The organism is Quatrionicoccus australiensis, assembly GCF_020510425.1.
Taxonomy (GTDB): domain Bacteria; phylum Pseudomonadota; class Gammaproteobacteria; order Burkholderiales; family Rhodocyclaceae; genus Azonexus; species Azonexus australiensis_A.
On the sequence record NZ_JAHBAH010000001.1, the window covers coordinates 2,058,187 to 2,082,378 of the forward strand.

The following is a 24,192-nucleotide window of genomic DNA, read 5'->3' on the forward strand; positions in this document are numbered from 1 at the left end:
CCCGCCATGTCACTAGCCATCTCCCCGGAAACCGTCGAAGCCCTGCTGCCGGAAGTCGCCGAACTGATCATTTCGGCCCTCAATCTCGACATGGCCGCCAGCGAAATCGAGCCGGATGCTCCACTGTTCGGTGAAGGCCTCGGCCTTGACTCGATCGATGTGCTCGAACTGGCGCTGGTCATTTCCAAGCGCTACGGCTTCCAGCTCAAGTCGGACAACGAGGACAACATCCGCATCTTCACCTCGCTGCGTTCGCTGACGAGCCACATCGCCGCCCAGCGGACGAAATGACCGGGCTGAGTCCGGCCGCCATCCTGCGCAGCCTGGCCGTCGGCGTGCTGGTCGTCGCCTGGGCCATCCTCGCCCATTACGGCAGCGCCGGCGACGGCCCGGCCGATTTTTCCGCCGCGCTCGCCACCGCGCCCATTCTCGCCTTCGTCGTGATCCTGCTCTGGCGCGTCGGCCAGCCGCTGCTGATCGGCCTCGGCGGCCTGCTCATCCTCGCCCTGCTGGCGCTGAGCTGGCCCACCCTGCGCCAGAACATCGCGCTGCTTTTTTACGTGCAGCATCTCGGCACCAACCTGGCGCTGGGTACCTTGTTCGGACGCAGCCTGATCGGCAACGGCGACGCGCTGGTCACCACCTTTGCCAAGCTCGCCCACGACGGCGTGATTTCGGAGGCCAAGGCGCGTTACACGCGGCAGGTCACCGTTGCCTGGACGATCTTCTTTTTCGGCTCGGCGGCGCTGTCGACCGTGCTGATCCTCTTCGCGCCGACCGTCGTCTGGTCGGTCTTCGTCAATCTGCTGAGCACGCCCCTGCTGGTGCTGATGTTCGCCGGCGAACACCTGATCCGCAACCGCGTGCTGCCGCCGGAAGACCGCTCCAGCATCGCCGACACCATCCGCGGCTACCGCGCCTCGGCCGCCCGCCGCGCCCACCGATGAGCCAGCATCTGCCCCTGCTCGGCCATGCCGACCTCGACGCCGTCTTCGCCTACCGCCCGGATGGCCCGGTCAGCGTGCGCGCCTTCCTCGCCGACGTGCAGGCACTGGCCGCGCTGCTGCCGCCCGGCCGGCACCTGCTCAACGTCTGCCAGGACCGCTACCGCTTCACGGTCGGCTTCGCGGCCGGCCTGATCAGCGGCAAGACCAGCCTGCAACCTTCGTCACAGTCGGCCGAAACGCTGCACCAGATTCGCCAGGATTGCCCCGATGTCGGCTGCCTGTGCGACGGCGAATTCGCCAGCCAGGATCTGCCGCGTCTCGACTACCCGGTCACACTGCCAGCGGTCGACGCCACAAAAATCACGGAAATCCCGCTGATCGCAGTCGAGCATGTCGCCGCCCGCTTGTTCACCTCCGGCTCGACCGGGCGGCCGCAGCCGCACGACAAGCACTGGGGCAAGCTGGTCGCCAACGGCCGCGCCGAAGCCGAACGCCTCGGCCTGCTCGCGACGCGGCACAGCATCGTCGGCACCGTGCCGGCGCAGCACAGCTACGGTTTCGAATCGACGGTACTGCTCGCCCTGCATGGCAACGCACCGTTCTGGTCGGGCAAGCCCTTCTATCCGCAGGATATCGTCGCCGCCCTCGAGGCCGTGCCGGCACCGCGCCTGCTGGTGTCCACGCCTTTCCACCTGTCGGCACTGATCCAGTCCGGGCTGGCTTTGCCCACGATCGACCAGTTGCTGTCGGCGACCGCACCGCTCTCCGCCAAGCTGGCCGGCGAAGTCGAAGCGGCCTGCGGCGCGCCGCTCTTTGAAATCTACGGCTCGACCGAAAGCAGCCAGCTCGCCAGCCGGCGCACCACCGCCGACCCGGTCTGGCAGTTGCTCGCCGGCGTACGCCTCGAGCAGGAAGAAGACATCACTTTTGCCGTCGGCGGTCACGTCGAGGGCCGGGTCGGGCTGTCCGACATCATCGAGCTACTGCCCGCCAACCGCTTCCTGCTGCACGGTCGACAGGCCGATCTGGTCAATATTGCCGGCAAGCGCACCTCGCTCGCCTACCTCAATCACCAGATCATGGCCGTCGAAGGCGTCGTCGATGCCGCCTTCTTCCTGCCCGACGACGAGTCTGCCGACGGCATCACGCGCCTCTGTGCCTTCGTCGTCGCGCCGACGCTGAACAGCCGCGCCTTGCTCGCCGCGCTGCGGCCGCGCGTCGATGCGATCTTCCTGCCGCGCCCGCTGGTCTTCGTCGATGCACTGCCGCGCAACACCACCGGCAAGCTGCCGCGCACCGAACTACAGGCGCTCTACGCCGCCAAGGTCAGCCATGACTGAGTTCATCTGGCCGGTACCGGCCGAACATCCCGCCTTTGCCGGCCACTTTCCCGGCAATCCGATCGTGCCCGGCGTCGTCATCCTCGATCAGGCGCTGTTGTTTGCCGAAAAACTGCTTGCCGCAGGCGTCGACCGTACGGGCGCCTGGCAGGTCGGCAATGCCAAGTTCCTCAGCCCGGTCGCGCCCGGCGAAGTGCTGCTGTTCGCGCTCGAACAGAAAGCCAGCGGCAGCATCGCCTTCAGCGTCAAAAGCGGCGAACGCAGCGTTGCTTCCGGCAGCCTGACGCCGCCCGCGCCATGACCCAGCCCGCCACGCAAAGCTGGCTACGCCAGCAGGAACGCAGCAATCTCGCCATCCTCCGGCTGATGGTGTGGATTTCGCTGACCCTGGGGCGCGGCATTGGCCGCCTTGTGCTCTACGGCATCGCCATCTATTACGTGCTGTTTTCACCCAAGGCGCGGCATTTCAGCCGCGAATACCTGCACCGTTCGCTCGACCGCTGGGCCGAATGGTCGGACGGTTTCCGCCATGTATTTTCCTTTGCGAGCACCATCCACGATCGCATCTACCTGCTCAACGACCGTTTCGACCTGTTCGACATCGAGGTGGTCGGCGCCGAGGCGCTGCAGGCGGCGCTGGCAAAGCAGCCCGGCGCGCTGCTGATCGGCGCCCATTTCGGCAGTTTCGAAGTGCTGCGTTCGGTCGGCCGCGGCCAGGCCGGGCTCAAGGTGGCGATGATGATGTACGAGGAAAACGCCCGCAAGATCAACGCCACGCTGGAAGCGATCAACCCGGCGGCAACGCGCGACATCATCGCGCTCGGTCGCGTCGATTCGATGCTGGAAGCGCGCGACAAGCTCGACCAGGGCTACCTCGTCGGCATGCTCGCCGACCGCAGCCTGGGCGACGACCCAACGGTCGACTGCGAATTTCTCGGCGAAATGGCGCCGTTCCCGGTCGGCCCCTGGCGCATGGCGGCGATGCTGCGCCGGCCGGTGTTCTTCATGGCCGGCATCTACCTCGGCGGCAACCGCTACCGCATTCATTTCGAGCCGCTCGCCGACTTCACCGATACCCAGCGCGGCGAACGCGATGCCGCGATGCGCGCCGCGCAGCAGCATTACGCCGAGCGCCTGAGCCATTTCTGCCGGCAAGCGCCCTACAACTGGTTCAATTTCTACGACTTCTGGCAGAAAAAATGATCAAACGCCTCGTTTCCGGCCTGCTTCTCGCCGCCCTCGCGCTGCCCGCCTGCGCCGCCTTCGACGTCGGCCAGCTGATGGACGACCTGGCCCGCCACAAGGGCGGCAAGGCCAAGTTCGTCGAGAAGAAATACATCTCCCTGCTCGACAAGCCGGTCATCTCGACCGGCGAACTGACCTACACGGCGCCGGCCTTCCTCGAAAAACGCACGCTGACGCCCAAGGTCGAAACCCTGCGCCTGGAAAAGGACCTGCTCAGCATCGAGCGCGAGAAGCAGAAGATCAGCATCAACCTGGCCAGCCAGCCGGAAGCGCTGGCTTTCATCGACAGCATCCGCGGCACGCTGACCGGCAACCGCGCCGCGCTCGAGAAGAATTACCTGCTCAGCCTGGCCGGCAATCCCGATAAATGGGTGCTCACCCTGCTGCCCAGCGACCAGAAAATCTCCGCCCTCGTGCTGCGCATCACGGTCAGCGGCAGCAAGAACCAGATCCGCAGCATCGAATACCTGCAGGCCGACGGTGACCGCGCCGTGATGAGCATCGAACCGCTCGAGGCCAGATGAGCAAAGCCGGCCGCGCCTTCCTGCTCTGGCTGCTGGCCATGCTGGCCGGGGCGGCCATCGTCTGGAACAGCCGCTTCACGGCCGACATGTCCTTCTTCCTGCCCTCGCACCCGAGCGCCGAGCAGCAGGTCCTGGTCGACCAGTTGAAGGAGGGCGTTGTTTCGCGTCTGCTAATGGTTGCCATCGCCGGCGGCGACGAAACGCAACGCGCCGCCCTGTCGCGCGAGCTGCGCGGTCGACTGGCCAAAATGCCCGAATTTGTCTCGGTGCAGAACGGCGAGAGCGACAGCCAGGCCGCCGACCGTGATTTCCTGTTTCGCCACCGCTATCTGCTCAGCCCGGCGGTGACGCCCGAGCGCTTTACGGTCGACGGCCTGGAAAAGAGCATTTCCGACAGCGTCGACCGCCTGGCCTCGCCGCTCGGCATGCTGTTGAAACCGCTGCTGCCGCGCGATCCGACCGGCGAAATGCTTGAGTTGCTGCGCGGCCTCAATGCCGGTGCACAACCGGACAGCAAGGCCGGCGTCTGGGCCTCGCACGACGGCGAGCGGGCGATGCTGCTGATCCAGACCACGGCGCTCGGCTCCGATACCGACGGCCAGGAAAACGCGATCAAGCTGATCCGCGCCCAGTTCGCCGAGGCCGCGCCAGGGCAGGGCATTGCCAACGCCAGCCTGCAACTGTCCGGCCCCGGCCTGTTCGCGGTCAATTCGCGGGCGACGATCAAGGACGAAGTCAGCCGCCTGTCGACGATCAGTACGCTGGCCATCGTTGCCGTGCTGTTCTTCGTCTATCGCTCGCTGCGCCTGCTCGGCCTCGGCATGTTGCCGGTCGTTTCCGGCGCGCTGGCCGGTGTCGTCGCGGTCAGCCTGGCCTACGGCACGGTGTTCGGCATCACCGTCGGTTTCGGCTCGGCACTGATCGGCGAGGCAGTCGATTACTCGATTTATTACTTCGTGCAATCCGGCCGCAACGGCCTGACCGACTGGAAACAGCGCTTCTGGCCGACCATCCGGCTCGGTGTGCTGACCTCGACGGCCGGCTTCGGCGCGCTGCTTTTTTCCGGCTTTCCCGGCCTCGCCCAGCTCGGCCTCTATTCGCTGGCCGGCGTCGCCACCGCGGCGCTGGTCACCCGCTTCGTGCTGCCGCAACTCGGCCAGGCCAACGGCCAGACGCGCGACCTGACGCCATTCGGACGACGTGCGCTGGCCGGCGTGCAGACGCTGCGCCATCTGCGCTGGCCGGTCCTCGCCCTGGCGCTGGCCGCGACTGCGACACTATTCGCCGAACGCGAGCATTTGTGGAATCCCGAACTTGCGGCGCTCAGCCCGGTCAGTCAAGCCGACCAGGCGGTCGACATGGCGCTGCGCGCCGATATCGGCGCGCCGGATGCACGCTACCTGGTGGTAATCGACGCCGCCGATCGCGAAAGCGCCTTGCGCCAGGCTGAAGCGACCGGCCAGCGGCTCGATGCGCTGGTCGCCAGCGGCCAGCTCGGCGGCTACGACAGCCCGAGCCGTTTCCTGCCCAGCCAGGCCAGCCAGGACGCCCGCCGCGCTAGCCTGCCCGCGGCTGACCAACTGCGCCCGCGCCTGCAGGCGGCCCTCGTCGATTCGCCGCTCGCTGCCGGCAAGCTCGAGGGCTTCCTGAGCGATGTCGAACAGGCGCGCGGCGCCGGCAATATCGAACGCGCCAGCCTGAACGGCACCAGCCTGGCACTCGCCGTCGATTCGCTGCTGCTGCCGCACGGCGCCGGCTGGAGCGTGTTGCTGCCGCTGCGGGCCGGCGAACAGGCGATAGCCCCGAGCGCCATCCGCAGCGCGCTGGCCGGCAACGATGCCCTGTTCATCGACATGAAGGCCGAGTTCGACAAGCTCTACAACGATTACCTGCACGAAGCCATGCTGCTGTCACTGGCCGGCCTGGGCGCCATCGTCGTGCTCCTCGCCGCGACCCTGCGTTCGCCGCGCCGACTCGGTGCCGTGCTGCTGCCGCTGGTCCTCGCCGTGCTTCTCGTCATTGCCGGCCTGCATCTGCTCGGCGAGCGCCTGCACCTGATGCACCTGATCGGCATGCTGCTGATCGTCGCGGTCGGCTCCAACTACGCGCTGTTCTTCGACCGCGCCAGCGACGAACACCGGCTTGATCCCGAGACGCTGGCCTCGATGCTGCTCGCCAACCTGACCACCGCAATCGGCTTCGGCACGCTCGCCCTGTCGCAGGTGCCGGTGCTGCACGCAGTCGGCGTCACGGTCGGGCCGGGCGCCATCCTGGCGCTGCTGCTGGCGGCGATTTTCGCGCCACGGGCAAGCGCGGCATGAACGCCCCGCTGCGCACCGTCGAACGCAAGACCGGCGCCAGCACGCTGCTCGTGCTGCTGCCCGGCGCCTACATGACGGCCGCCGATTTCGCCACGGCCGGCTTCTTCGACGCCATCGCCCGCCGCCAGCTGGCGCTCGATCTCGTCGCGGTCGACCTCGATCTTGAGGCGATTTCCAGCGGCGCCGCCTTGCCGGCGCTGCAGGCGCAGATCCTCGCGCCGGCCCGCCAACAGGGCTACAGCCAGGTCTGGCTGGGCGGCATTTCGCTCGGCGGCCTGCTTGCCTTGTGCCACAACGCCGACACGCCGGGCAGCGTCGATGGCCTGTGCCTGCTCGCGCCCTATCCGGGCAGCCGCCTGACCACCAACGCGATCGCCCGCGCCGGCGGGCTGGACGTCTGGCAGGCCAGCGCCGAAGAACTGACCGACCCGGAATTCCGCGCCTGGCAATGGCTGCAGAAACCGCCGGCCGATTTCCCGGTGTTCGTCGGCTACGGCACGGAAGACCGTTTCGCGGCCGGCATGGCGCAGATCGCCGGCTGTTTCCCGCAAGACGCGCGCTGTGCCATCCCCGGTGATCACGACTGGCCGGTCTGGCAGGTTTTGTGGGAACATTTTCTCGATAGCGGAAAGTTGCCGGTCTGATCATGCAGAAACGCTGGATTCCTTCGCCCACCCTGAAACTCAGTTTCGCCACGCATGCCGCGGCCGGCCTCGGCGCGCTCGCCGTGCCCGGCGCCTGGCCCTGGGCGCTCGGCGCCGTCGCCCTCAACCAGGCGATCCTGACCGGCGCCGGCATGCTGCCGCGCAGCAGCCTGCTCGGCCCCAACCTGACCCGCCTGCCGGCGGCGGCAATCGCCCGCCGTGAAATCGCGCTGACCATAGACGACGGCCCGCATCCGGAAGTCACGCCGCGCGTCCTCGACCTGCTCGATGCGGCGCAGGCCAAAGCCAGCTTTTTCTGCATCGGCCGCCAGGCTCGCCTGTATCCGGCGCTGTGCCGCGAGATCGTCGCCCGCGGCCATCGTGTCGAGAACCACGGCGACTCGCATTCCAGCCTGTTCGCCACCTTCGGCTTCGGCCGCATGCAGGCCGACATCGCCGCGGCGCAGAGCACACTGGCCGACATCACCGGCCAGGCGCCGCAGTTCTTCCGGCCCACCGCCGGCCTGCGCAATCCCTTCCTCGACCCGGTGCTGCACCGTCTCGACCTGCAACTCGCCGCCTGGACGCGCCGCCCCTACGACACGCGCGAGGGCTCGCCGCGCACGGTTTATCAGCGCCTGATCCACGACCTCGCCGCCGGCGACATCCTGCTCATGCACGACGGCAATTCGGCGCCCAGCGCCGACGGCACGCCGGTCATCCTCGGCGTCCTGCCCTGCCTGCTGCAAACCCTGGCCGAACAAGGCCTGCACTCCGTCACCCTGACTTCCTCCCTGACGCCATGACTTCACGTTTCCTGCAAACCCTGCTCGACGATGCCAGCCGTCCCTTCCGGCCCGGCGGCCATTTCGCCTACCACTATGCACGCGGCAAGCTGTCTTCCGACTGCATCTTCCGCGAGTTGCTCAAGCGCGGCATTTTCCCGGCCGAAGGACGTTTTCTCGACCTCGGCTGTGGCCAGGGCAGCCTGTTTTCCTGGCTGCTCGCCGCCCGCAATCTCTACGAGCAGGGCAACTGGCCGAGCGACTGGGCAGCCGCCCCGAAGCCGCTCAGCCTGCATGGCTATGAACTGATGCAGAAGGATGTCGACCGCGCTGCCCGTGCCTTCGGTGCCGACCATCCGGTCGTCGCCATCCGCCAGGGCGACATGTGCAAGGTCGATTTCGGCCAGGTCGATGTCGTGACCATCCTCGACGCCCTGCATTACATCGACCACCAGCGCCAGAAAGACGTGCTGCGCCGCATCCGCGCCGCCCTGCCGCCCGGCGGCCTGTTCCTGACCCGGGTCGGCGACAAGGGCGCCGGTCTGCCCTATCACCTGTGCAACTGGGTCGACCATGCCGTCACCTTCGTGCGCGGTCACCGCCTGCCGACGCTGTACGGCCGCCCGCTCGCCGAATGGGTCGATTTGCTGAAAAACCTCGGCTTCCAGGTCGAAACCATGCCAATGACCGAAGGCAAGCCCTTCGCCAACATCATGCTGATTTGCCGCGTACCGGCTGAAGCCACGATCTGATGCTGGAAATCCTCGCCTTCCTGGCCGGCTCCGCGCTCGTCCTCTGGTGGTCGCGCGATGCCATCCGCCTGCCCGGCACGCATGGCTTCTACCGCTTCTTCGTCTGGGAAGCGATCCTGCTCCTCGTCGTCCTCAATCACGAACCCTGGGGCAAACAACCGTTCTCGCCGCACCAGACCACCTCCTGGGTCCTGATGCTGCTCAGCATCGGGCTTGCGCTGGGCGGCCTGATCACCCTGCGCCGCGAAGGCAAGGCCGGCGAAGCACGGCACGAACCCGGACTGTACAGTTTCGAAAAGACGACCCACCTGGTCAGCAGCGGCCTCTTCGCCTACATCCGCCATCCGATGTACACCTCGCTGCTGGCACTGGCCTGGGGAGCCTTCTTCCAGGACCCGAACCTGAGCGGCAGCGTGGTTGCCGGCTTCGCTTCACTGTTCCTGCTGCTCACGGCAAAAGCCGACGAAAGGGAATGCCTGCGCTATTTCGGCCCACAATATGCCGAATACAAGCAGCGCACCTGGATGTTCATTCCCTTCCTTCTCTAAGCCACTGATAAAATGGCGGGCTGACGAATTCGAGGCCCACCGTGACCCCGCTCCTTCTTTCCAGCTACACCGCCACCACCTGCCTGGGCAGCGGCCTTGCGGCAACGCTTGCCGGCCTGCGCGATGGACGCAGCGGCCTGCAGCCCTGCCATTTCGAAACGGTAGACCTCGCCACCTGGATCGGTGAAGTCGCAGCGGTCGACGCGCAAAAACTGCCCGAAATGCTGGCCCGCTACGATTGCCGCAACAATCGCCTGACCCAGCTCGGCCTCGAAGCCGACAGTTTCGCCGATCAGGTCCGTGCTGCCATCGGGCGTTACGGCAAGAGTCGCGTCGGCGTCTTCCTCGGCACCAGCACGGCCGGCATCCTGCAAACCGAACTGGCCTACCGCCGGCGCGATCCGGAAAGCGGCGCGCTGCCCGACGACTTCATCTACCGCACGACGCACAACTCCTTCTCGCTGGCTGAATTCACGCGCGACTACTTCGGCCTGGAAGGCCCGGCCATGGCCGTGTCCACCGCCTGTTCGTCGAGCGCCAAGGTGTTCGCCGCGGCGGCCCGGCAACTGGCGCTCGGCACGATCGACGCGGCCATCGTCGGCGGCGTCGATACGCTGTGCCTGACCACGCTGTACGGTTTCGCCTCGCTGCAACTGACTTCCGACCAACCGTGCCGCCCCTACGATGCCGCGCGCAACGGCATTTCGGTCGGCGAGGGCGCCGCCTTTGCGCTGCTCGAACGCGCCCCGGCCAGTCCGGCCGCCGGCTCGATACTGCTGCTCGGCACCGGCGAATCGAGCGACGCGTATCACATGTCCTCGCCGCACCCGGAAGGCCTCGGCGCCAAGCTGGCCATGGAGGCCGCGCTGCGCTCGGCCGGTCTGACCGCCGACGCTATCGACTACATCAACCTGCACGGCACCTCGACGCCGGCCAACGATGCCGCCGAGGGCAAGGCCGTCGTCGCGCTGTTCGGCGACCGCGTGCCGTGCAGCTCGACCAAGGGTGCCACCGGCCACACGCTGGGCGCCGCCGGCGCCGTCGAAGCGGTGATCTGCGCCCTGGCGCTGAGCCACGACCTGTTGCCGGGCAGCCCCAACACGGCAGCCCTCGACCCGGGCATTCCCATCCAGTATCTCCTGCACAGCCGCAACGGCCAGGTCCGGCACGCGCTGTCCAATTCCTTCGGTTTCGGCGGCAGCAACTGCAGCCTTGTCTTCGGAGTCGCCGCATGAACCCGACCCCGCTCACTGCCTGGATTTCCGGCATCGGCTTCATCGCCCCGGGCCTGCCCGACTGGGCCACGGCACGCGCCGTGCTGCTCGGCGAACAGCCCTATGTCGCCGCCCCTTCGGTGCTGCCCAGCCCGGCCATCCTGCCGCCGGCCGAACGCCGCCGCGCCAGCCGCGTCGTCAAGCTGACCCTGGGCATCGGCCTCGAAGCCGCCGCCCATGCCGGCGCCGACGTCGCGACGCTGGCCACGGTGTTTTCCGCCTCCGGTGCCGACGGCCACAACTGCCATGCGCTGTGCGAACAGCTGGCGACCGACGACCGCCAGATCTCGCCGACCCGCTTCCACAATTCCGTGCATAACGCCGCCGCCGGCTACTGGGGTATCGCCACGCATGCGATGGCACCCTGCCAGGTGCTGTGCGCCTTCGACGCGAGTTTCGGCGCCGGCCTGCTCGACACGCTCGGCCAGGTCATCGTCGACCAGCAGCCGACCCTGCTCATCGCCTACGACAGCGAATACCCGGAACCGCTGCACGCCAAGCGCGACACGCCCGATTGCGCCGGTGTCGCGCTGCTGCTCACGCCGGAAAGGACGGCCAATTCACTGGCACGGATCACGGTCAGCCCGAGCACGGCAGCAGCCGAGCAATTCGCCGACGCGGCGCTGGAAAACCTGCGCACGACCATCCCGGCGATGCGCGCGCTGCCGCTGCTGCACAAGCTGGTCCGCGGCGAAGCCGGCCCGGTCTGCCTCGACTACCTGCCGCCGATGCAACTCATGGTCGATCTGCAGCCGTGCTAGACCACGCCTGGATCGCCGCCCACATCCCGCATCAGGGCGACATATGTCTGCTCGACTCAGTGGTCGACTGGTCGGAAAACGCGATTTCCTGCCGCGCCGTCAGCCACACCGATCCGGCCAACCCGCTGCGCGCCGCAAACCGGCTCGGCGCCGCGACCGGCATCGAGTACGCAGCGCAGGCCATGGCCATCCACGGCGCCCTGCTCGCCGGCCAGGATGACGCGCCGCGCCAGGGCTACCTGACCAGCGTGCGCAGCGTCACGCTGCACGTGGACCGCCTCGACGACCTGAGCGGGCCGCTCGATGTCCAGGCCGAACGCCTGTCCGGCGACGCCAACAACATCCTTTACCAGTTCTCCGTCGGTCATGCCGGCCGCTGCCTCATCGAAGGCCGCGCCGCCGTCGTGCTCGATGCCGCAGCCCTCACCAAGGAATCCGCATGAAACGCGCCCTCGTCACCGGCGGCAGCGGCGGCATCGGCGCCGCCATCTGCAAGCGCCTCGCCGCCGACGGTCACCACGTCATCGTCCACGCCAACCGCAGTCTCGGCAAGGCCGATGCCGTCGTCGCCGAAATCGTCGCCGCCGGCGGCAGTGGCGAAGCGGTCAGCTTCGACGTCACCGACCGCGCAGCGACCGCCGAGGCACTCGCTGCGCTGCTCGAAGCCGGGCCCATCCAGATCCTGGTCAATAACGCCGGCATCCACAGCGATGCAGTCTTTCCCGGCATGTCGGGCGAACAGTGGGATTCAGTGGTCGACGTCTCGCTGAACGGCTTTTTCAACGTGACGCAGCCGCTGACCATGCCGATGCTCCGCACGCGCTGGGGCCGCATCGTCAATATTTCGTCGATTGCCGGCATCACCGGCAACCGCGGCCAGGTCAATTACTCCGCCGCCAAGGCCGCGCTGCACGCCGCCGGCAAATCGCTGGCGCTGGAACTGGCCAGCCGCAACATCACGGTCAACGCCGTGGCGCCGGGCATTATCGCGACCGACATGATCGAAGGTGCCTTCGACGCCGACGCGATCAAGAAACTGGTGCCCATGCAGCGTGCCGGCCAGCCGGAAGAAGTCGCCGATCTCGTCGCCTTCCTCGCCTCCGACCGTGCCGCCTATATCTCCGGTCAGGTCATCTCGATCAACGGCGCGATGATCTGAAGCTTCAGACCGGCCGCTCCCAGGGCGGCGCCGGGCTGAGCAACAATTCCAGTTCGTCGAGGAAGACGCGCACGCGCGGCAGACGGACCCGGCTCGGCGTGTAGCAGGCGTAAAGATGCTGGCCGAAGCCGTTGCGCGGTTCGTAGTCGCCGAGCACGACCTGCAGGCTGCCGCGCGCCAGCTCGGGCGCACACAGGTAGGTCGGCAGGATGCCGATGCCGTGTCCGTCGAGCACGGCCTGCTGGATGCAGTCGATATTGTTGATCTGGAAACTGCCGCTGACCCGGACCGTGCTTTCCTCGCCCTGGCGATCGGTCAGGATCCACTCACTCGGCCCGCCGCCGTTCAGCGAATAATCGAAGCAGGGGTGCTCGACCAGATCGGCCGGCAGACGCGGTTCGCCATGTCCGGCCAGATAGGCCGGCGCGGCGCAGAGCACCCGCTGCAGGAAGACCAGCTTGCGCGCCACGGCATCCTCGGGCGGCAGTTTGGTGATGCGCAGCGCGAGGTCGATCTTGCCTTCGGCCAGGTCGACCAGCTGGTCGGTCAGCACCAGTTCGCATTGCAGGTGCGGATAGCGCGCCGCGATGCGCGGCAGCAACGGCGCCACGTAGATCCGGCCGAAGGTGAGCGGGGCGCTGATGCGCAGCACGCCGCGCGGCACGTCGCCGAGATTGCGCACGGCCAGCTCGGTACTCTCGACCGCTTCCAGCGCCCGCAACGCGTGCTGGTAGAAGACTTCGCCGGACGGCGTCAGGCTCAGCCGGCGCGTCGTGCGTTCAAGCAGGCGCACGCCGAAGGCCTGCTCCAGTTCGCCGACCTGCTTGCTGACCTGCGCCCGCGTGCAATCCAGGCGCCGCGCCGCAGCCGCCATGCTGCCGGCCTCGACCACCTTCACGAAACTTGCCCAACTGTTCAACCAGTTCATCTGTCAACGATCCATTGACGGACTGGCACAAAAATCCGTCTATTTGTCTATGTTTTAGCCGACTATAGTATGCCATCTTCGTCAGCCTGCTTGCGGGCTGCTTTTTTCGGAAAATTGTTCATGTTTCGCACCCTCGCCAAGCCCGAAGTCTTGCTCACCACGCTCGCTGCAGCCGGCATCCTGATGATCACCATGGGCGGCCGCCAGTCCTTCGGCCTGTTTATTGCCCCGCTCGATGCGTCGACCGGTCTGGGCATCGCCTCGATCAGCCTGGCACTTGCCGTCGGCCAGTTCACCTGGGGCGCCATCCAGCCCGTCGCCGGCGCCGTCGCCGACCGCTACGGCCCGCGTGCCGTGCTGATCGCCGGCATCCTGCTGATGGCGCTGGGCTGCGCGCTGACTCCCTTCATGGGCAGCGGCTTCGGCCTGATCGTGACGCTCGGCATTCTCGCCAACATGGGTTCCGGCGCCGGCAGCTTTTCCGTGCTGATCGGCGCCGCCGCGCAGCGCCTGCCGCTTGAGGCGCGCGGCACGGCATCCGGCGTGATCAATGCCGGCGGCTCCTTCGGCCAGTTCGTCTTTGCGCCGGTGCTGCAGAAGCTGATCCAGGGCATCGGCTGGATGAACACGATGTGGGCCCTGGCCCTGATCACGCTGAGTGCGCTGCCGCTGGTCGGCAAGCTGACCGCCGGCGAAAAGGTGCATATCCAGCACGCGACGCCGGACGGCGGCCTGAAGAATGCCATCCGCGAAGCCTTCGCCGACCGCAGTTACTGGCTGCTGCATGCCGGCTTCTTCACCTGCGGCTTCCACATCGCCTTCCTGGTCACCCACCTGCCGGGCGAAGTGAATCTGTGCGGCCTGCCGCCTTCGGTGGCCAGCTGGTCGCTGGCGATCATCGGCCTGGCCAACATCTTCGGCAGCCTGTATGCCGGTTCCTGCGTCGCCAAGTACCGCAGCAAGTACGTGCTGGCGGCGATGTACGGCTCGCGCGCCGTACTCGTCGCGCTTTACCTGATGGCGCCGCGCACCGAATGGACCTACTACCTGTTCGCCGCCGGCCTCGGCTTCACCTGGCTGGCTACCGTGCCGCCGACCGCGGCCATCGTCGGCAAGCTGTTCGGCATCCGCTATCTCGGCACCCTGTTCGGCCTGACCCTGTTGTCGCACCAGATCGGCGGCTTCCTCGGGGCTTACCTGGGCGGCCTGGCAATCACGCAATACGGTGATTACACCTGGATGTGGTACGCCGACATGGCGCTGGCGACGCTCGCAGCACTGGTCAATCTGCCAATCCGCGAAGCCCCGGTCGTCCGCCCGGCGACCGCCTGATCATCCCGAAAGGAAAAGCATGAGCCAGCTCCACCCCGAAGTGACGCCGGAAATCCTCAACCGGCGCGGCGACGAATACCTGCCCGGCTATCTCGGTATTGAGGTCGTCAGCATTGAACAGGGCGTGCTGCATGCGCGCATGCCGGTAAAGAAACTGCATGTCGCGCCCAACGAGTTTCTGCACGCGGCGAGTATCGTCGCACTCGCCGACACCAGTTGCGGCTACGGCACCATCGCCCACCTGCCGGCCGGCGCGCAGTCCTTCACCACCATCGAGCTGAAGAGCAACCACCTAGCGACGGTGCGCGAAGGCAGTATCGTCTGCGTCGCCACCGCGCAGCATCTGGGCAAGACGACGCAGGTCTGGGATGCCGTGGTCAGCGATGCAGCCAGTGGCCGCAAACTGGCGCTGTTTCGCTGCACGCAGATGATTCTCTGGCCGAAAGGCTGAGCCAGCGGTTCACTTGGCGCGGAAGATGATTTCGCGCAGGCGCGCCAGCTTGGGCGCGACCAGCGGCACAGTGAGCATGGTGCTGGCCACCGCCATCAGCAGCAGGGCGGTAAACGCCTCGCTGGTGATGATTTTCTTGTCGAGCAGGATGTTCACGAAAATGATCATGATCAGGGCCTTGGTCTGCAGCAACCAGCCGATGATCGAAGCCTCGCCCGGCTGCCACTTGAGGATTTTGCCAGCGATTTGAATGCCGAGCAGCTTGCCGGTCACCGAGGCAAAGAGCAGCAGGCCGGCGGCAACGAAGACCGCTTCGCCGCCCATGCTCCAGTTGGTGCGCAGACCGGTCGACAGGAAAAAGACCGGCATAATCACCAGCAGCACATGGTGGCGAAGCAGGTCCATTTTTTCCTGATCGAACCATTCGGCTTCCATGACCGCACCGGCCAGGAAGGCGCCGACCATGAAATGCAGCCCCGACCAGTCGGCCCCGAAGGCACAGACGGCGAGCCAGATCAGCGCGACATACCAGCGGTCGCGCTCGGCCAGCCAGGTCATCAGCTTGCGGAAGGCGAAGCCGAGCACGATGAAGGCAAGCAGGAAGGCGAGCTGCTTGCCGACCCGTTCCCAGTCCATCAGGATCATCGCCAGCACCCCCCAGATCGCGATGTCGTCCACGCTGGCGTAGCGCAGGATGCGCTGGCCGATCGGCTGGCGCAGGATTTCCAGCTTTTCCATCAACAGGATCAGGATGGGCAGCGCGGTTACTGCGCAGGCCATGCCGACGCCGAGCACGAATTGCCAGGTCATCGCTTTTGGCCCCATCCAGCCATCGCTCAGCAGCAGGAAGAGCGCGGCGAGGCAGCCGAAGACGAGCGGCGTGCCGAGCGCCAACCCGGCCGTGATACCGCTCTCGCGACGATGTTCCCAGGCCTTGCGCAGGTCGAGTTCAATGCCGGCAATGCAGACGAAGAGCATCACCGCCCACCAGGCGATGCCGTTCAGCGACTGGATGACGGCCGGCGTGAATACGAAGGCGTAGTAATCGGGGAAGAAGCGGCCAAGCACGCCCGGCCCGAGCAGGATGCCGGTGATGATCTGGACGACGACGAGCGGCGCGTAGTACTCGGTACGGCCAACCCGCCAGATCAGGTAAGGCACCGTGAAGATGATGCTCATCGCGATCAGGAAGACTTCGGTGGTATTCATGGCGGTCGACCGGTGAAAAAGTCAGAAAATGCGGCGCACGATGAGCAGCGGCAGGCGGACGACAAAGCCGAGGAAGAGCCGGGTGTGCATCCAGGTCAGCAGCGTGTTGTCGCGCAGGTAGCGGAAATGCGAGACACCGCCTTCGTCGGCCCGGAAATAGCGCACCGGCGCATCGATGTTGAGCGGCTTGACGCCGGCCCAGCACAGGCGGACGACGGCTTCCGGATCGAAGTCGAAGCGGCGCATGAAACGGTTGCGGTGCATGATGCGCATCAGCGGCACAATCGGATAGACGCGGAAACCGTACAGCGAATCGCCGATACCCATCCACAGCGTTTCCAGGTTGGCCCAGCCGTTCGAGACCTTGCGCCCGTTGACGCGCAGCGCCGGCGCATCGGCGTCGAATACCGGCTTGCCGAGCACCATGTGGCCGGGCAGGCGCTGCGAGGCGGCCATGAAGGCGGGAATCAGATCGGCCGGGTGCTGGCCGTCGGAATCCATGGTCAGCGCGTGCGTGAAGCCGGCCGCGGCAGCCTGGCTGATGCCTTCGAGCACGGCGGCACCCTTGCCGCGGTTTTCCGGCAGCACGATGACGCGCAGGCCGGGACATTCGCCGGCCAGCGCCTGCAATTGCTCGGCACTGCCGTCGGTACTGCCGTCGACCACGACCCAGACCGGCGACCACTGCGCCAGTGCGGCACGCACCGTGGCGAGGACCTTTGGACCGGGGTTGTAGCTGGGAATCAGGACGAGGTGGCTGGTGGAGGCTTCAGACGGCATGGCGGATGGTCGACGGGTTTTCAGGGGGCATTTCCAGCGTCTGCCGGAAATAGTTTTCGAGTTCGCCGCTAAAGGCAACGACATCAGCGACCGGAGCAAAACGCCGACCGAGGCGGATGCGACAGGCAAGCGGCAATACCGGACGACGGAATAGCGGCCAGGCCTTGCCGAGGTAAGGCGTCGAGAATTCGATGAGCAGGGTCTGCACCGGGATGCCGGTACGGCTCGAAATCAGGCCGGTACTCGGCGTGCACGGATCGAGCGGGAAATTCGTGGTGCGCGTTCCTTCCGGAAAGATCACCAGGTGGGCCCCGCCCTGCAACTCCTCGCGCGCGCCGAGAATCATCTCGAGCGGTGCGTTGTTGCGGATGTAGCGGGCGAGACGGGCCGCGGCGCCGAACAGGATGTTGTCCATCAGCGCCGCCTTCATGACGCAGACGGCATTGGGCAGACGCGAGACGACCATCACCGCATCGAGCAGGGAAGGGTGGTTGGCGGCCAGGATGAGCGGGCCCTGGTCACGCAGCGCATCCAGCTCGGTGAGGTCGAAGCGGCAGGTACACAGGCGTTCAAGCAGGTGCAGGTAGAAACGGAAACCGTGCGAAATCATCCGCCGCCCGAGCGGCTGGCCGAGCCGGCGCGGCAACAGGGGATAAAGCAGCATCGCGAACGGCAACCAGAGCAGGCAAAGCAGGGCCAGCGAAGCAAGGCCGACCACCATGGCGACATACTCGTAGGCAATCCACAGCGGATTGCCCACCGGTCGCTGATCAGTCATTGACCATCACACGCGTCGACGATTCACCAAGAATCCAGGTGATTGCGATGCCGCCGGCGACATAGTCCTTCTTGCGCATCAGCGGGCTGTCTTCAAAGGTCGCGCCGCTCATGTTGTCGTAACGCAGGAAACTGCCGATCCAGTATTTCGGGAAGCGCTTCGAGAAGGCAACCAGGTACTGCATGCCGGCATAACCTGCTTTCGCTTCATAGGCCGGGCGATCCGGCGTCGCGTATTGCGTGTCGACCGAATAGTAGTAGGCATGCTGCCGCTTGTCGCCGAACAGCGGCCCGGCCAGCATGCCGAGATTCCAGCCCGGCATGCCGGGCAGGTCGGTGATGTCCATGTTCAGCTTGGGATGGAAAACCCAGCCGATATCCTTGGGCGAACCTTCGAGGGTGATCGCGGTGCGCAAGGGCAGCAGCAGCTTGACGAAGCGGGCACGGTTCTCGGAGCGCCACAGCGTGACATCGACTTGCGGCCCGATTTCGAAACTGCCCTTGAGATCGGACATGCCCTTGCGCGCCGTGATGTCCTCGCTGCTCGCCGGTGCCGACAAAGCCATGCTGACCGTCAGGTCGAGCCGGTCGGAATCGAAGAAGCTGCCGCGGATGCCCTGGCGGTCGGCCTTGAGAAAATCGCCGTGGTAGCTGAAGTGCGGCACCGGCATCAGGAAATTGTTGCTCTGGTCGGAACCGCGATAGGCCGGGAAGCTCAGGGCGGCGACGCCGGCACCGATTTCCCAGAGCGGCCGTTCCTCGGCTGCCTGTACGGCGCTGGTCGCAACAAGGAGGGTGGCCAGCGCCGCCCCGGTGGTTTTGACGATCGTGCGCATCAGCAGCTCCCCAGCGTGTGCGAGGCCATCGCCTCGATTTCCAGCAACAGATCGTGCCGGCAGATGTCTGCCTGCACGTAAACAATTTCGGCAGTGCTGCCGACGATATCATCCAGCACTTCCCTGACCGCCAGGAAATCGGCCGCATGGCGGATATAAACGCGGTAGGACAACTCATCCAGCTTGAACGAAGACGAACGGCACAAGCGGTTGGCCTCGCCGAGCACCGCGGCGATGTTGGCCATCGATTCGCGGCACTGCCCGGACAGATCGCCCAAATGCACGGTCTGATGCCCGACGATGCTGGCCGTCCCGGAAATGAACAGGACTTCCTGCGCCGGCGGATAGACCAGTGCGGCGCGCGAAAAGGTCGGGCTGCGCGGACCGTATTCGCTCGGGTAATTGTAGGCGCTGACTTGGCGCGGATTCTCGACCGGCACGGCGGGCTCGCGCCCGGCCATGAAGGCGATCGACAAGGGCCCGCTGGCCAGGCCGATGGCGCAGGCAGCCGGCACGTTGCCGGTGGAACCACGGGCATATTCGAGAAAGGCGTCCTGGCGACCGATGTTGAACTGGCGATAACGCTCCAGCCCGTCGACCTCCTGGTTGATCCCGGCCAGATAGTTCCAGACCCGCCACAGATGCGGCAGACCTTCCGCTTCGAGGAGGCGGAAAATCCGCCGGTAGGCTTCCTGGCTGGCAGCCTGCAACGGTGAACCCGGCAAGACAGGCGAAAATGCCGCTTCGTCGAGGTCGATCACGCCGTAGAGCAGATTGCCGGCGCGGCGCCAGGCGATGCCTTCAAACTTGCCGGCCGTACAGGCTTCGTTGCAACGCCAGATTTCCTGCATGCCGGCACTGCCGGTGCCCAGCACCGGCGTCGCAATCGCCTGCACCGGCCAGACCGGCGGGCGCAGCGGCCGGGCAGCCCCCAGCCAGACGCCGCCCAGCACCTGATCCGCCTCGCCGCTGGCGGCAAAAGGCAGATCCTGGAGCGGTAGACCGGTAAAAAGCTGCAGATTCACTAGGCGTTATAGACGGCGGGAACTTCCACCGGCCGAATATTGAAGTTGCGACGTTTCCAGCCCATGAAAGCGCGTTTTGGCTGGATGATGTTGGCGATGTAATAAAGCACCTTGAACATCAGGATCGAACGCCAGATCGGCGTCTTGCCGAAAATGTCGCCGGCGAGCACGGAAAGCAGGGCTTCCTTGACGCGGAAAATGTTCTTCGGATACATGAAGAAGTCACGCATGATCGGGTTAGTCACGCGGTAGATGAACCACGAGAACTCCTTCGGACCGTGCTTCATCAGTGCATCGAAACGCTTCAGCGCCGCCGCCGCCCTGGCCGGCTCGCGCAGGCAGGTATCGATTGCCTCGGCGCCGATCACGCCGCTGTTCATGGCGAGCAGCACGCCCGACGAGAACACCGGGTCGATGAAAGCGTAGGCGTCGCCGAGCAGCATGTAGTTCTGACCGTGATTGCGTTCGGAAACATAGGAGAAGTTGCCGGTTGCCTCGACCTTGTTGACCAGCTTGGCGTCCTTCAGACGCTCGGCCAGCGCCGGACACATCGCGATGCCGTCCATCAGGAACTGCTCGATGTTACGGTCGCCAATGGTCTTCATGTAGTAGGGCCAGGTCACCATGCCGATGCTGGTCGTGTCGTTCATCATCGGAATGAACCAGAACCAGCCGTGCTCGAACCAGAAGATGGTGATGTTGCCGGCCGCCTGGCCGTCATGGCGCTTGGCGCCGGCAAAGTGGCCGTAGATTGCCGAGCTGTTGTGCTTCGGATTGCGGTGCTTGATCTGGAAACGGTTGGCGAGGAAGGTGTCGCGCCCGGAAGCATCGACCACGAAGCGCGCCTTCCATTCCGATTCACGGCCGTCGTCGTGCAGGGCACGCACGATGGCACCGCTGTTGTCGGGCAGGAAATCGACGGCCTTGGCCTTGCAGCCTTCATGCACCTCGACACCTTTCTTCTCGGCGTTGCGGATCAGGATGGTGTCGAACTCGTCGCGCTTGACCTGATAGGCATAGGGCATCGACTTGTCCCAGGCATCGGCGAATTCGAAGCACTGCGCCATGTCGTGATGCGGCGAGACGAATTCGGCGCCCGGCTTGACCATGCCGATCGCCTTCACTTCCTCGGCAATGCCCATCCGCTCGAAGAGCGGCAGATTGGCCGGCAACAGCGATTCGCCAATGTGAAAACGCGGATGGCGGGCCTTTTCCAGCACCACCACCTTGTAGCCCTTTTCGGTCAGGAACGGCGCCACCGTCGTTCCGGCCGGGCCGCCACCAATCACCAGAACGTCGCATTCCTGACGTTCGATATCCTTCGCCTGCTGTTCCATCAAACCATTCCCCCGAAGTATCTCTGTGGTCGCGAAGTTTATTTTTTGGCTTTGTACGTCATGTAGCCAACCGTTTCCGAATGGCCGTCAATCTTGCTTACCGTACCCTTGGCCCAATAGACGTAATAGGGGCCGAAGCTCGACCACCAGTAACGCCAGTAGGGGCCGTTCAGGTTCGGATTTTCATTGGTTTGCGGATGCCCGACCGCCATGATGACCTGTTCCCTGCTCATGCCGCGCAGCAGCTTGCCTTCTTCGATGGCCTTGCGGGTCAACGGCGCAAATTTGGCGATTTTCAACTTCGGATCATCAAGCACGACCAGCTTGTTTACCCATTGCTCGGTCGTTTCCTGGACCCGGCCATAGTCCAGACCAAGCCGCATCGGCTTGCCATTAATCTCGACGTAGGCGCGGTAACCGTCGATCTTCTTCACGTTGATCGGCGTACCCGCGGCGATGAACGGCAGTTGCGCCAGATTGGCGTCATTGATCCAGTCGCCGTCATAGTGCAGGTTGCAGCAGGCATAACCGCTGCGCACATAGGTTTCCGTCTTTTTCGCCTGGGCCGTCGGCTTGGCATCGTCCGGTTTGGTTTCGCCCGAATTGCCGCCACAGGCGCTCAGGCTGCCAAGTGCGGCGAGCACGGTCAACCCGCAAAAATAGGCAAAAATGCTTGTTCTTCTCATGTCGATACCCCCCGTATCCCCAGCGAAGTAGCCGGCGATTATACCGCTGTCGACAAGGACGGCGGCGTACAACAGGACGTACCTTCCTCAATCAGCGGAATGATCGCCTTCATCGCTTCGCGGCGCGACAGTTTGACCGGCGACATCGAAACGATGTTGTCCACCAGCAGATCCTTGCTCAGGAAAGGCTTGAGCCCGAGCGGCTGGCGCGGATGCAGCCTGAACTCGCGTTTGGCCTTTTCCAGCTGCTCCTTGTTGGAACTAAAATAACGCGCCGCGGCGATGGTTTCCGGCAAGTGCTTGACGACATGCCAGAGACTCCAGCGGTGTTGCCACAGGCGCTTGGCAAAACGCCGGCGGTAGCCCTTGCTGTCGTAAAAGCGTTTGACGTGCCAGTTGTACAGCGCGTCCATCTCTTCGCGCGACTTGAAACCGTGCGGCAGGAAAACGAAATTCAGGCAGTTCATCAGGCGCCAGTCCTCGATGAAATCGCCGGACACCTGGCTGGCGCATTCTTCCCAGATCGGCGCGCCATGCAACGGGCTGAACTTGGTCATGTTCATCTCGTCGAGTTCGAGCGAGAGGATGAAATCGCTGGTCACCTTGACGGTTTCCGGCGTTTCGCCGGGCATGCCGAAAATGAACAGGCCCTTGGCACGCATGCCGGCCGCGTGGATCTGACGCACCGTGTCACGTACCGCGTCAAGCGTGACGCCGGCCTTGTGGCGCTCCATCATCGCCGGATCGGCCGATTCGACGCCCATGGAAACCATCAGCACGCCGGCTTTCTTGAGCTGGGCGAGCATTTCGTCCGAGGTATGGCCGGTGCGGATGGCGCAATTCCACTGCACGCCGAGCGGCTTGTCGATCAGCAACTGGCAGAGATCCATGACGCGCTGCTTCTTGGCCGTGAACAGGTCGTCGTACATGTTGATGTGATAGACCCCGAAGTTGTCCCGCAGGTACTTCATGTGGTCGTAGGTGTATTGCGCCGAGTTGGTCTTGTACAGGCGCTCGAACACCGTGCGGTCGCAGAATGAGCAGGTGTAGGGACAACCGCGCGAGGTGATCATCGTTGCACCGTAGCGCTTTTCATAGGCGAACAGCGGCAGGTGGTAGGCATGCGGGAAGCCGGCCAGCTTCTCGTAAGCCGGGAAGGGCAGTTCATCGAGATCGAGGATGCGGTCGCGGCGCGGATTGACGACGATCTTGCCCTGCTCGTTGCGCCAGATCAGGTTGCCGATTTCGGCCAGCGGCTTGCCGTCCGCGAGATCGAGCAGAGCACCTTCACCTTCACCCATCACCAGGTAGTCGATTTCCGGGAAATGTTCGAGGATGGGCGCGCCCAGCGAGGACACATGAACATTGCCGAAAACGATCTTGATCTCGGGCCGGCGCTCGCGGATATAGGTAGCAATCTCGACGGCATCCATGAAACCGGAGGTGGTCGCCGAAAAACCGACCATTTCCGGATCGGTGGCGAGCACGATTTCGGCATTTTCGGTAATCGTCGGTGGTGCATAAGGCCCCAGGCAATCGTGCAGCTGGACACTATGTCCAAATTTTTCCAGCCAGGAAGCGAGCTGCATGATCCCGATCGGCGGCATGCGATTGGCCAGTACCGAAAAATCGGGCTGACCAGGCACAAAATTGAAACCGGCGGGATGAACGAGCGTAATGCGCATGGACTGTTCCTTGGGCGAAGTGGCTGGATTTTATTAGAAAAAACCATCCCGATTGAGTTCCGGCAAAAGTATTGCCGAATACTGCATGCGCAAAGCTGCAGCGAAAATTCATAATTCATAAAATGATCCGCCAATTCAGCCAATAATGGCGTTTCATGCCATTATTACGACCATAAAAACAGGCGGATTTTCTGACATGGATGCTTTGACAATTGGACTGATTGCTGCCGGCGTCGCCGGTGGTATCGCTTTGATATTTCGCGGACGCAATTCCGAAAATCCGGAATCGACCGCTATCGACCTGGGGCTCAAACAAAGCCGCGAACGTCGGCCGCAGCAGCGCCAACTCGAACTTGATCCGGAAACCCGTCTGCTTGAGCGTCCGAAGCGTCAATATCGGCTGTTGAACGATGCCGAACAGGAACTCTATATCCGCCTGCTTGAAGCCATGCCCAACATGCGTGTTTTTGCCCAGGTTGGTGTTGCGCAGCTTGCCCTGTTGCGGGGCAGGGTTGATGCCCAGCGCTTGCGTGGCATGTCAGGTCGTAGCGTGGACTTTGTGGTCTGCGGTGCCGATTTTGGCATCGTTGCCGCAATCGAACTGGCCTGGCCGACACCCGCTGGAGAAAATCACGGTGAACAGGAAAAACAAACGGCTCTCGAAAGCCTGGGCATTCCGTTGATCGTTTTCCGTCCCAACCAGCTTCCGGATGCAGATGCAATCAGTCGTGAGATCGCCGATGCCATCATCAGCCGCAATCGGCTAGAAAAGGAAAGAAGCTAAGGCTGTTTTCAACAGTCGTGCTTTTGCCAAAATGCGCGACTGTACTGTCTTTAATAAGAACT

27 protein-coding genes are annotated in these 24,192 nt (G+C 64.6%); 18 read left to right on the top strand and 9 right to left on the bottom strand.

The features are described 5' to 3' along the window. The first annotated feature begins 6 nt into the window (after positions 1-6). The 15 genes from KIG99_RS09875 to fabG are packed head-to-tail and all read left to right on the top strand — an operon-like array spanning position 7 to position 12,300. Positions 7-291 (top strand): phosphopantetheine-binding protein, encoded by a 285-nt coding sequence (locus tag KIG99_RS09875; RefSeq protein WP_226441747.1) that lies wholly within the window; start codon positions 7-9, stop codon positions 289-291. Further along, on the top strand, positions 288-947 hold the full coding sequence (locus KIG99_RS09880) for a COG4648 family protein (RefSeq protein ID WP_226460009.1): 660 nt from the start codon (positions 288-290) through the stop codon (positions 945-947). The genes KIG99_RS09875 and KIG99_RS09880 overlap by 4 nt, the downstream gene beginning before the upstream one ends. Continuing rightward, the gene (locus KIG99_RS09885; RefSeq protein ID WP_226460010.1) at positions 944-2,287 is read left to right on the top strand and encodes an AMP-binding protein; all 1,344 of its coding nucleotides are present in this window, start codon (positions 944-946) and stop codon (positions 2,285-2,287) included. The genes KIG99_RS09880 and KIG99_RS09885 overlap by 4 nt, the downstream gene beginning before the upstream one ends. Then, positions 2,280-2,588, top strand: a complete 309-nt coding sequence (locus tag KIG99_RS09890; protein ID WP_226460011.1) for a 3-hydroxyacyl-ACP dehydratase FabZ family protein — start codon at positions 2,280-2,282, stop codon at positions 2,586-2,588. Before KIG99_RS09885 ends, KIG99_RS09890 begins: the two co-directional genes overlap by 8 nt. Beyond that, complete coding sequence (locus KIG99_RS09895) at positions 2,585-3,490, top strand: LpxL/LpxP family acyltransferase (protein ID WP_226460012.1); 906 nt, start codon at positions 2,585-2,587, stop codon at positions 3,488-3,490. Before KIG99_RS09890 ends, KIG99_RS09895 begins: the two co-directional genes overlap by 4 nt. Then, positions 3,487-4,056 carry an outer membrane lipoprotein carrier protein LolA gene (locus KIG99_RS09900; protein ID WP_226460013.1) on the top strand — a complete coding sequence of 190 codons (570 nt, stop codon included), beginning with the start codon at positions 3,487-3,489 and terminating at the stop codon, positions 4,054-4,056. Before KIG99_RS09895 ends, KIG99_RS09900 begins: the two co-directional genes overlap by 4 nt. After that, positions 4,053-6,377 (top strand): MMPL family transporter, encoded by a 2,325-nt coding sequence (locus tag KIG99_RS09905; RefSeq protein ID WP_226460014.1) that lies wholly within the window; start codon positions 4,053-4,055, stop codon positions 6,375-6,377. Before KIG99_RS09900 ends, KIG99_RS09905 begins: the two co-directional genes overlap by 4 nt. Then, complete coding sequence (locus KIG99_RS09910) at positions 6,374-7,021, top strand: hypothetical protein (protein WP_226460015.1); 648 nt, start codon at positions 6,374-6,376, stop codon at positions 7,019-7,021. Before KIG99_RS09905 ends, KIG99_RS09910 begins: the two co-directional genes overlap by 4 nt. Before the next feature lie 2 nt (positions 7,022-7,023). Then, positions 7,024-7,827: a polysaccharide deacetylase family protein gene (locus tag KIG99_RS09915; protein WP_226460016.1), complete on the top strand. Its 804-nt coding sequence runs from the start codon at positions 7,024-7,026 to the stop codon at positions 7,825-7,827. Continuing rightward, entirely contained in the window at positions 7,824-8,558 is a 735-nt protein-coding gene (locus tag KIG99_RS09920; RefSeq protein ID WP_226460017.1) for a class I SAM-dependent methyltransferase, read from the top strand. The genes KIG99_RS09915 and KIG99_RS09920 overlap by 4 nt, the downstream gene beginning before the upstream one ends. Continuing rightward, positions 8,558-9,106: a methyltransferase family protein gene (locus KIG99_RS09925; RefSeq protein ID WP_226460018.1), complete on the top strand. Its 549-nt coding sequence runs from the start codon at positions 8,558-8,560 to the stop codon at positions 9,104-9,106. Before KIG99_RS09920 ends, KIG99_RS09925 begins: the two co-directional genes overlap by 1 nt. A gap of 41 nt (positions 9,107-9,147) precedes the next feature. Next, positions 9,148-10,341, top strand: coding sequence for a beta-ketoacyl-[acyl-carrier-protein] synthase family protein (locus tag KIG99_RS09930; protein WP_226460019.1), 1,194 nt, complete (start codon positions 9,148-9,150; stop codon positions 10,339-10,341). Beyond that, on the top strand, positions 10,338-11,141 hold the full coding sequence (locus tag KIG99_RS09935) for a beta-ketoacyl synthase chain length factor (protein ID WP_226460020.1): 804 nt from the start codon (positions 10,338-10,340) through the stop codon (positions 11,139-11,141). The genes KIG99_RS09930 and KIG99_RS09935 overlap by 4 nt, the downstream gene beginning before the upstream one ends. Then, a complete protein-coding gene (locus KIG99_RS09940; RefSeq protein ID WP_226460021.1) occupies positions 11,135-11,584 on the top strand; it encodes a hotdog family protein in 450 nt (149 codons plus the stop codon). Before KIG99_RS09935 ends, KIG99_RS09940 begins: the two co-directional genes overlap by 7 nt. After that, the gene (fabG, locus tag KIG99_RS09945; RefSeq protein WP_226460022.1) at positions 11,581-12,300 is read left to right on the top strand and encodes a 3-oxoacyl-ACP reductase FabG; all 720 of its coding nucleotides are present in this window, start codon (positions 11,581-11,583) and stop codon (positions 12,298-12,300) included. Before KIG99_RS09940 ends, fabG begins: the two co-directional genes overlap by 4 nt. Before the next feature lie 4 nt (positions 12,301-12,304). On the opposite strand, the gene KIG99_RS09950 is transcribed toward fabG, so the two are convergent. Further along, positions 12,305-13,228 carry a LysR family transcriptional regulator gene (locus KIG99_RS09950; RefSeq protein ID WP_226460023.1) on the bottom strand — a complete coding sequence of 308 codons (924 nt, stop codon included), beginning with the start codon at positions 13,226-13,228 and terminating at the stop codon, positions 12,305-12,307. 120 nt (positions 13,229-13,348) lie between these two features. On the opposite strand from KIG99_RS09950, the gene KIG99_RS09955 reads away from it, so the two are divergent. Further along, entirely contained in the window at positions 13,349-14,560 is a 1,212-nt protein-coding gene (locus KIG99_RS09955) for an MFS transporter (RefSeq protein ID WP_226460024.1), read from the top strand. A 19-nt stretch (positions 14,561-14,579) separates the two neighbouring features. After that, positions 14,580-15,011: a PaaI family thioesterase gene (locus KIG99_RS09960; protein WP_226460025.1), complete on the top strand. Its 432-nt coding sequence runs from the start codon at positions 14,580-14,582 to the stop codon at positions 15,009-15,011. A 9-nt stretch (positions 15,012-15,020) separates the two neighbouring features. Here KIG99_RS09960 and KIG99_RS09965 read toward each other — a convergent pair whose 3' ends face one another. Genes KIG99_RS09965 through KIG99_RS10000 form a run of 8 tightly spaced genes read right to left on the bottom strand, consistent with a single transcriptional unit; the run spans position 15,021 to position 23,346 of the window. Next, positions 15,021-16,220: a cation:proton antiporter gene (locus tag KIG99_RS09965; RefSeq protein WP_226460026.1), complete on the bottom strand. Its 1,200-nt coding sequence runs from the start codon at positions 16,218-16,220 to the stop codon at positions 15,021-15,023. Between the two features lie 21 nt (positions 16,221-16,241). Continuing rightward, positions 16,242-17,000: a glycosyltransferase family 2 protein gene (locus KIG99_RS09970; protein WP_226460027.1), complete on the bottom strand. Its 759-nt coding sequence runs from the start codon at positions 16,998-17,000 to the stop codon at positions 16,242-16,244. After that, entirely contained in the window at positions 16,990-17,778 is a 789-nt protein-coding gene (locus tag KIG99_RS09975; protein WP_226460028.1) for a lysophospholipid acyltransferase family protein, read from the bottom strand. Before KIG99_RS09975 ends, KIG99_RS09970 begins: the two co-directional genes overlap by 11 nt. Beyond that, a complete protein-coding gene (locus KIG99_RS09980) occupies positions 17,771-18,613 on the bottom strand; it encodes a MipA/OmpV family protein (protein ID WP_226460029.1) in 843 nt (280 codons plus the stop codon). The genes KIG99_RS09975 and KIG99_RS09980 overlap by 8 nt, the downstream gene beginning before the upstream one ends. After that, positions 18,613-19,638: a chorismate transformation enzyme, FkbO/Hyg5 family gene (locus KIG99_RS09985; RefSeq protein ID WP_226460030.1), complete on the bottom strand. Its 1,026-nt coding sequence runs from the start codon at positions 19,636-19,638 to the stop codon at positions 18,613-18,615. The genes KIG99_RS09980 and KIG99_RS09985 overlap by 1 nt, the downstream gene beginning before the upstream one ends. Beyond that, a complete protein-coding gene (locus KIG99_RS09990; protein ID WP_226460031.1) occupies positions 19,638-20,975 on the bottom strand; it encodes an NAD(P)/FAD-dependent oxidoreductase in 1,338 nt (445 codons plus the stop codon). Before KIG99_RS09990 ends, KIG99_RS09985 begins: the two co-directional genes overlap by 1 nt. Positions 20,976-21,013: 38 nt before the next feature. Beyond that, positions 21,014-21,661, bottom strand: a complete 648-nt coding sequence (locus KIG99_RS09995; RefSeq protein ID WP_226460032.1) for a hypothetical protein — start codon at positions 21,659-21,661, stop codon at positions 21,014-21,016. Between the two features lie 38 nt (positions 21,662-21,699). Beyond that, positions 21,700-23,346 (bottom strand): B12-binding domain-containing radical SAM protein, encoded by a 1,647-nt coding sequence (locus tag KIG99_RS10000; protein ID WP_226460033.1) that lies wholly within the window; start codon positions 23,344-23,346, stop codon positions 21,700-21,702. Positions 23,347-23,491: 145 nt separating this feature from the next. Here KIG99_RS10000 and KIG99_RS10005 point away from each other — a divergent pair, with 145 nt between their 5' ends. After that, on the top strand, positions 23,492-24,130 hold the full coding sequence (locus KIG99_RS10005) for a DUF2726 domain-containing protein (protein WP_226460034.1): 639 nt from the start codon (positions 23,492-23,494) through the stop codon (positions 24,128-24,130). Positions 24,131-24,192 lie beyond the last annotated feature (62 nt).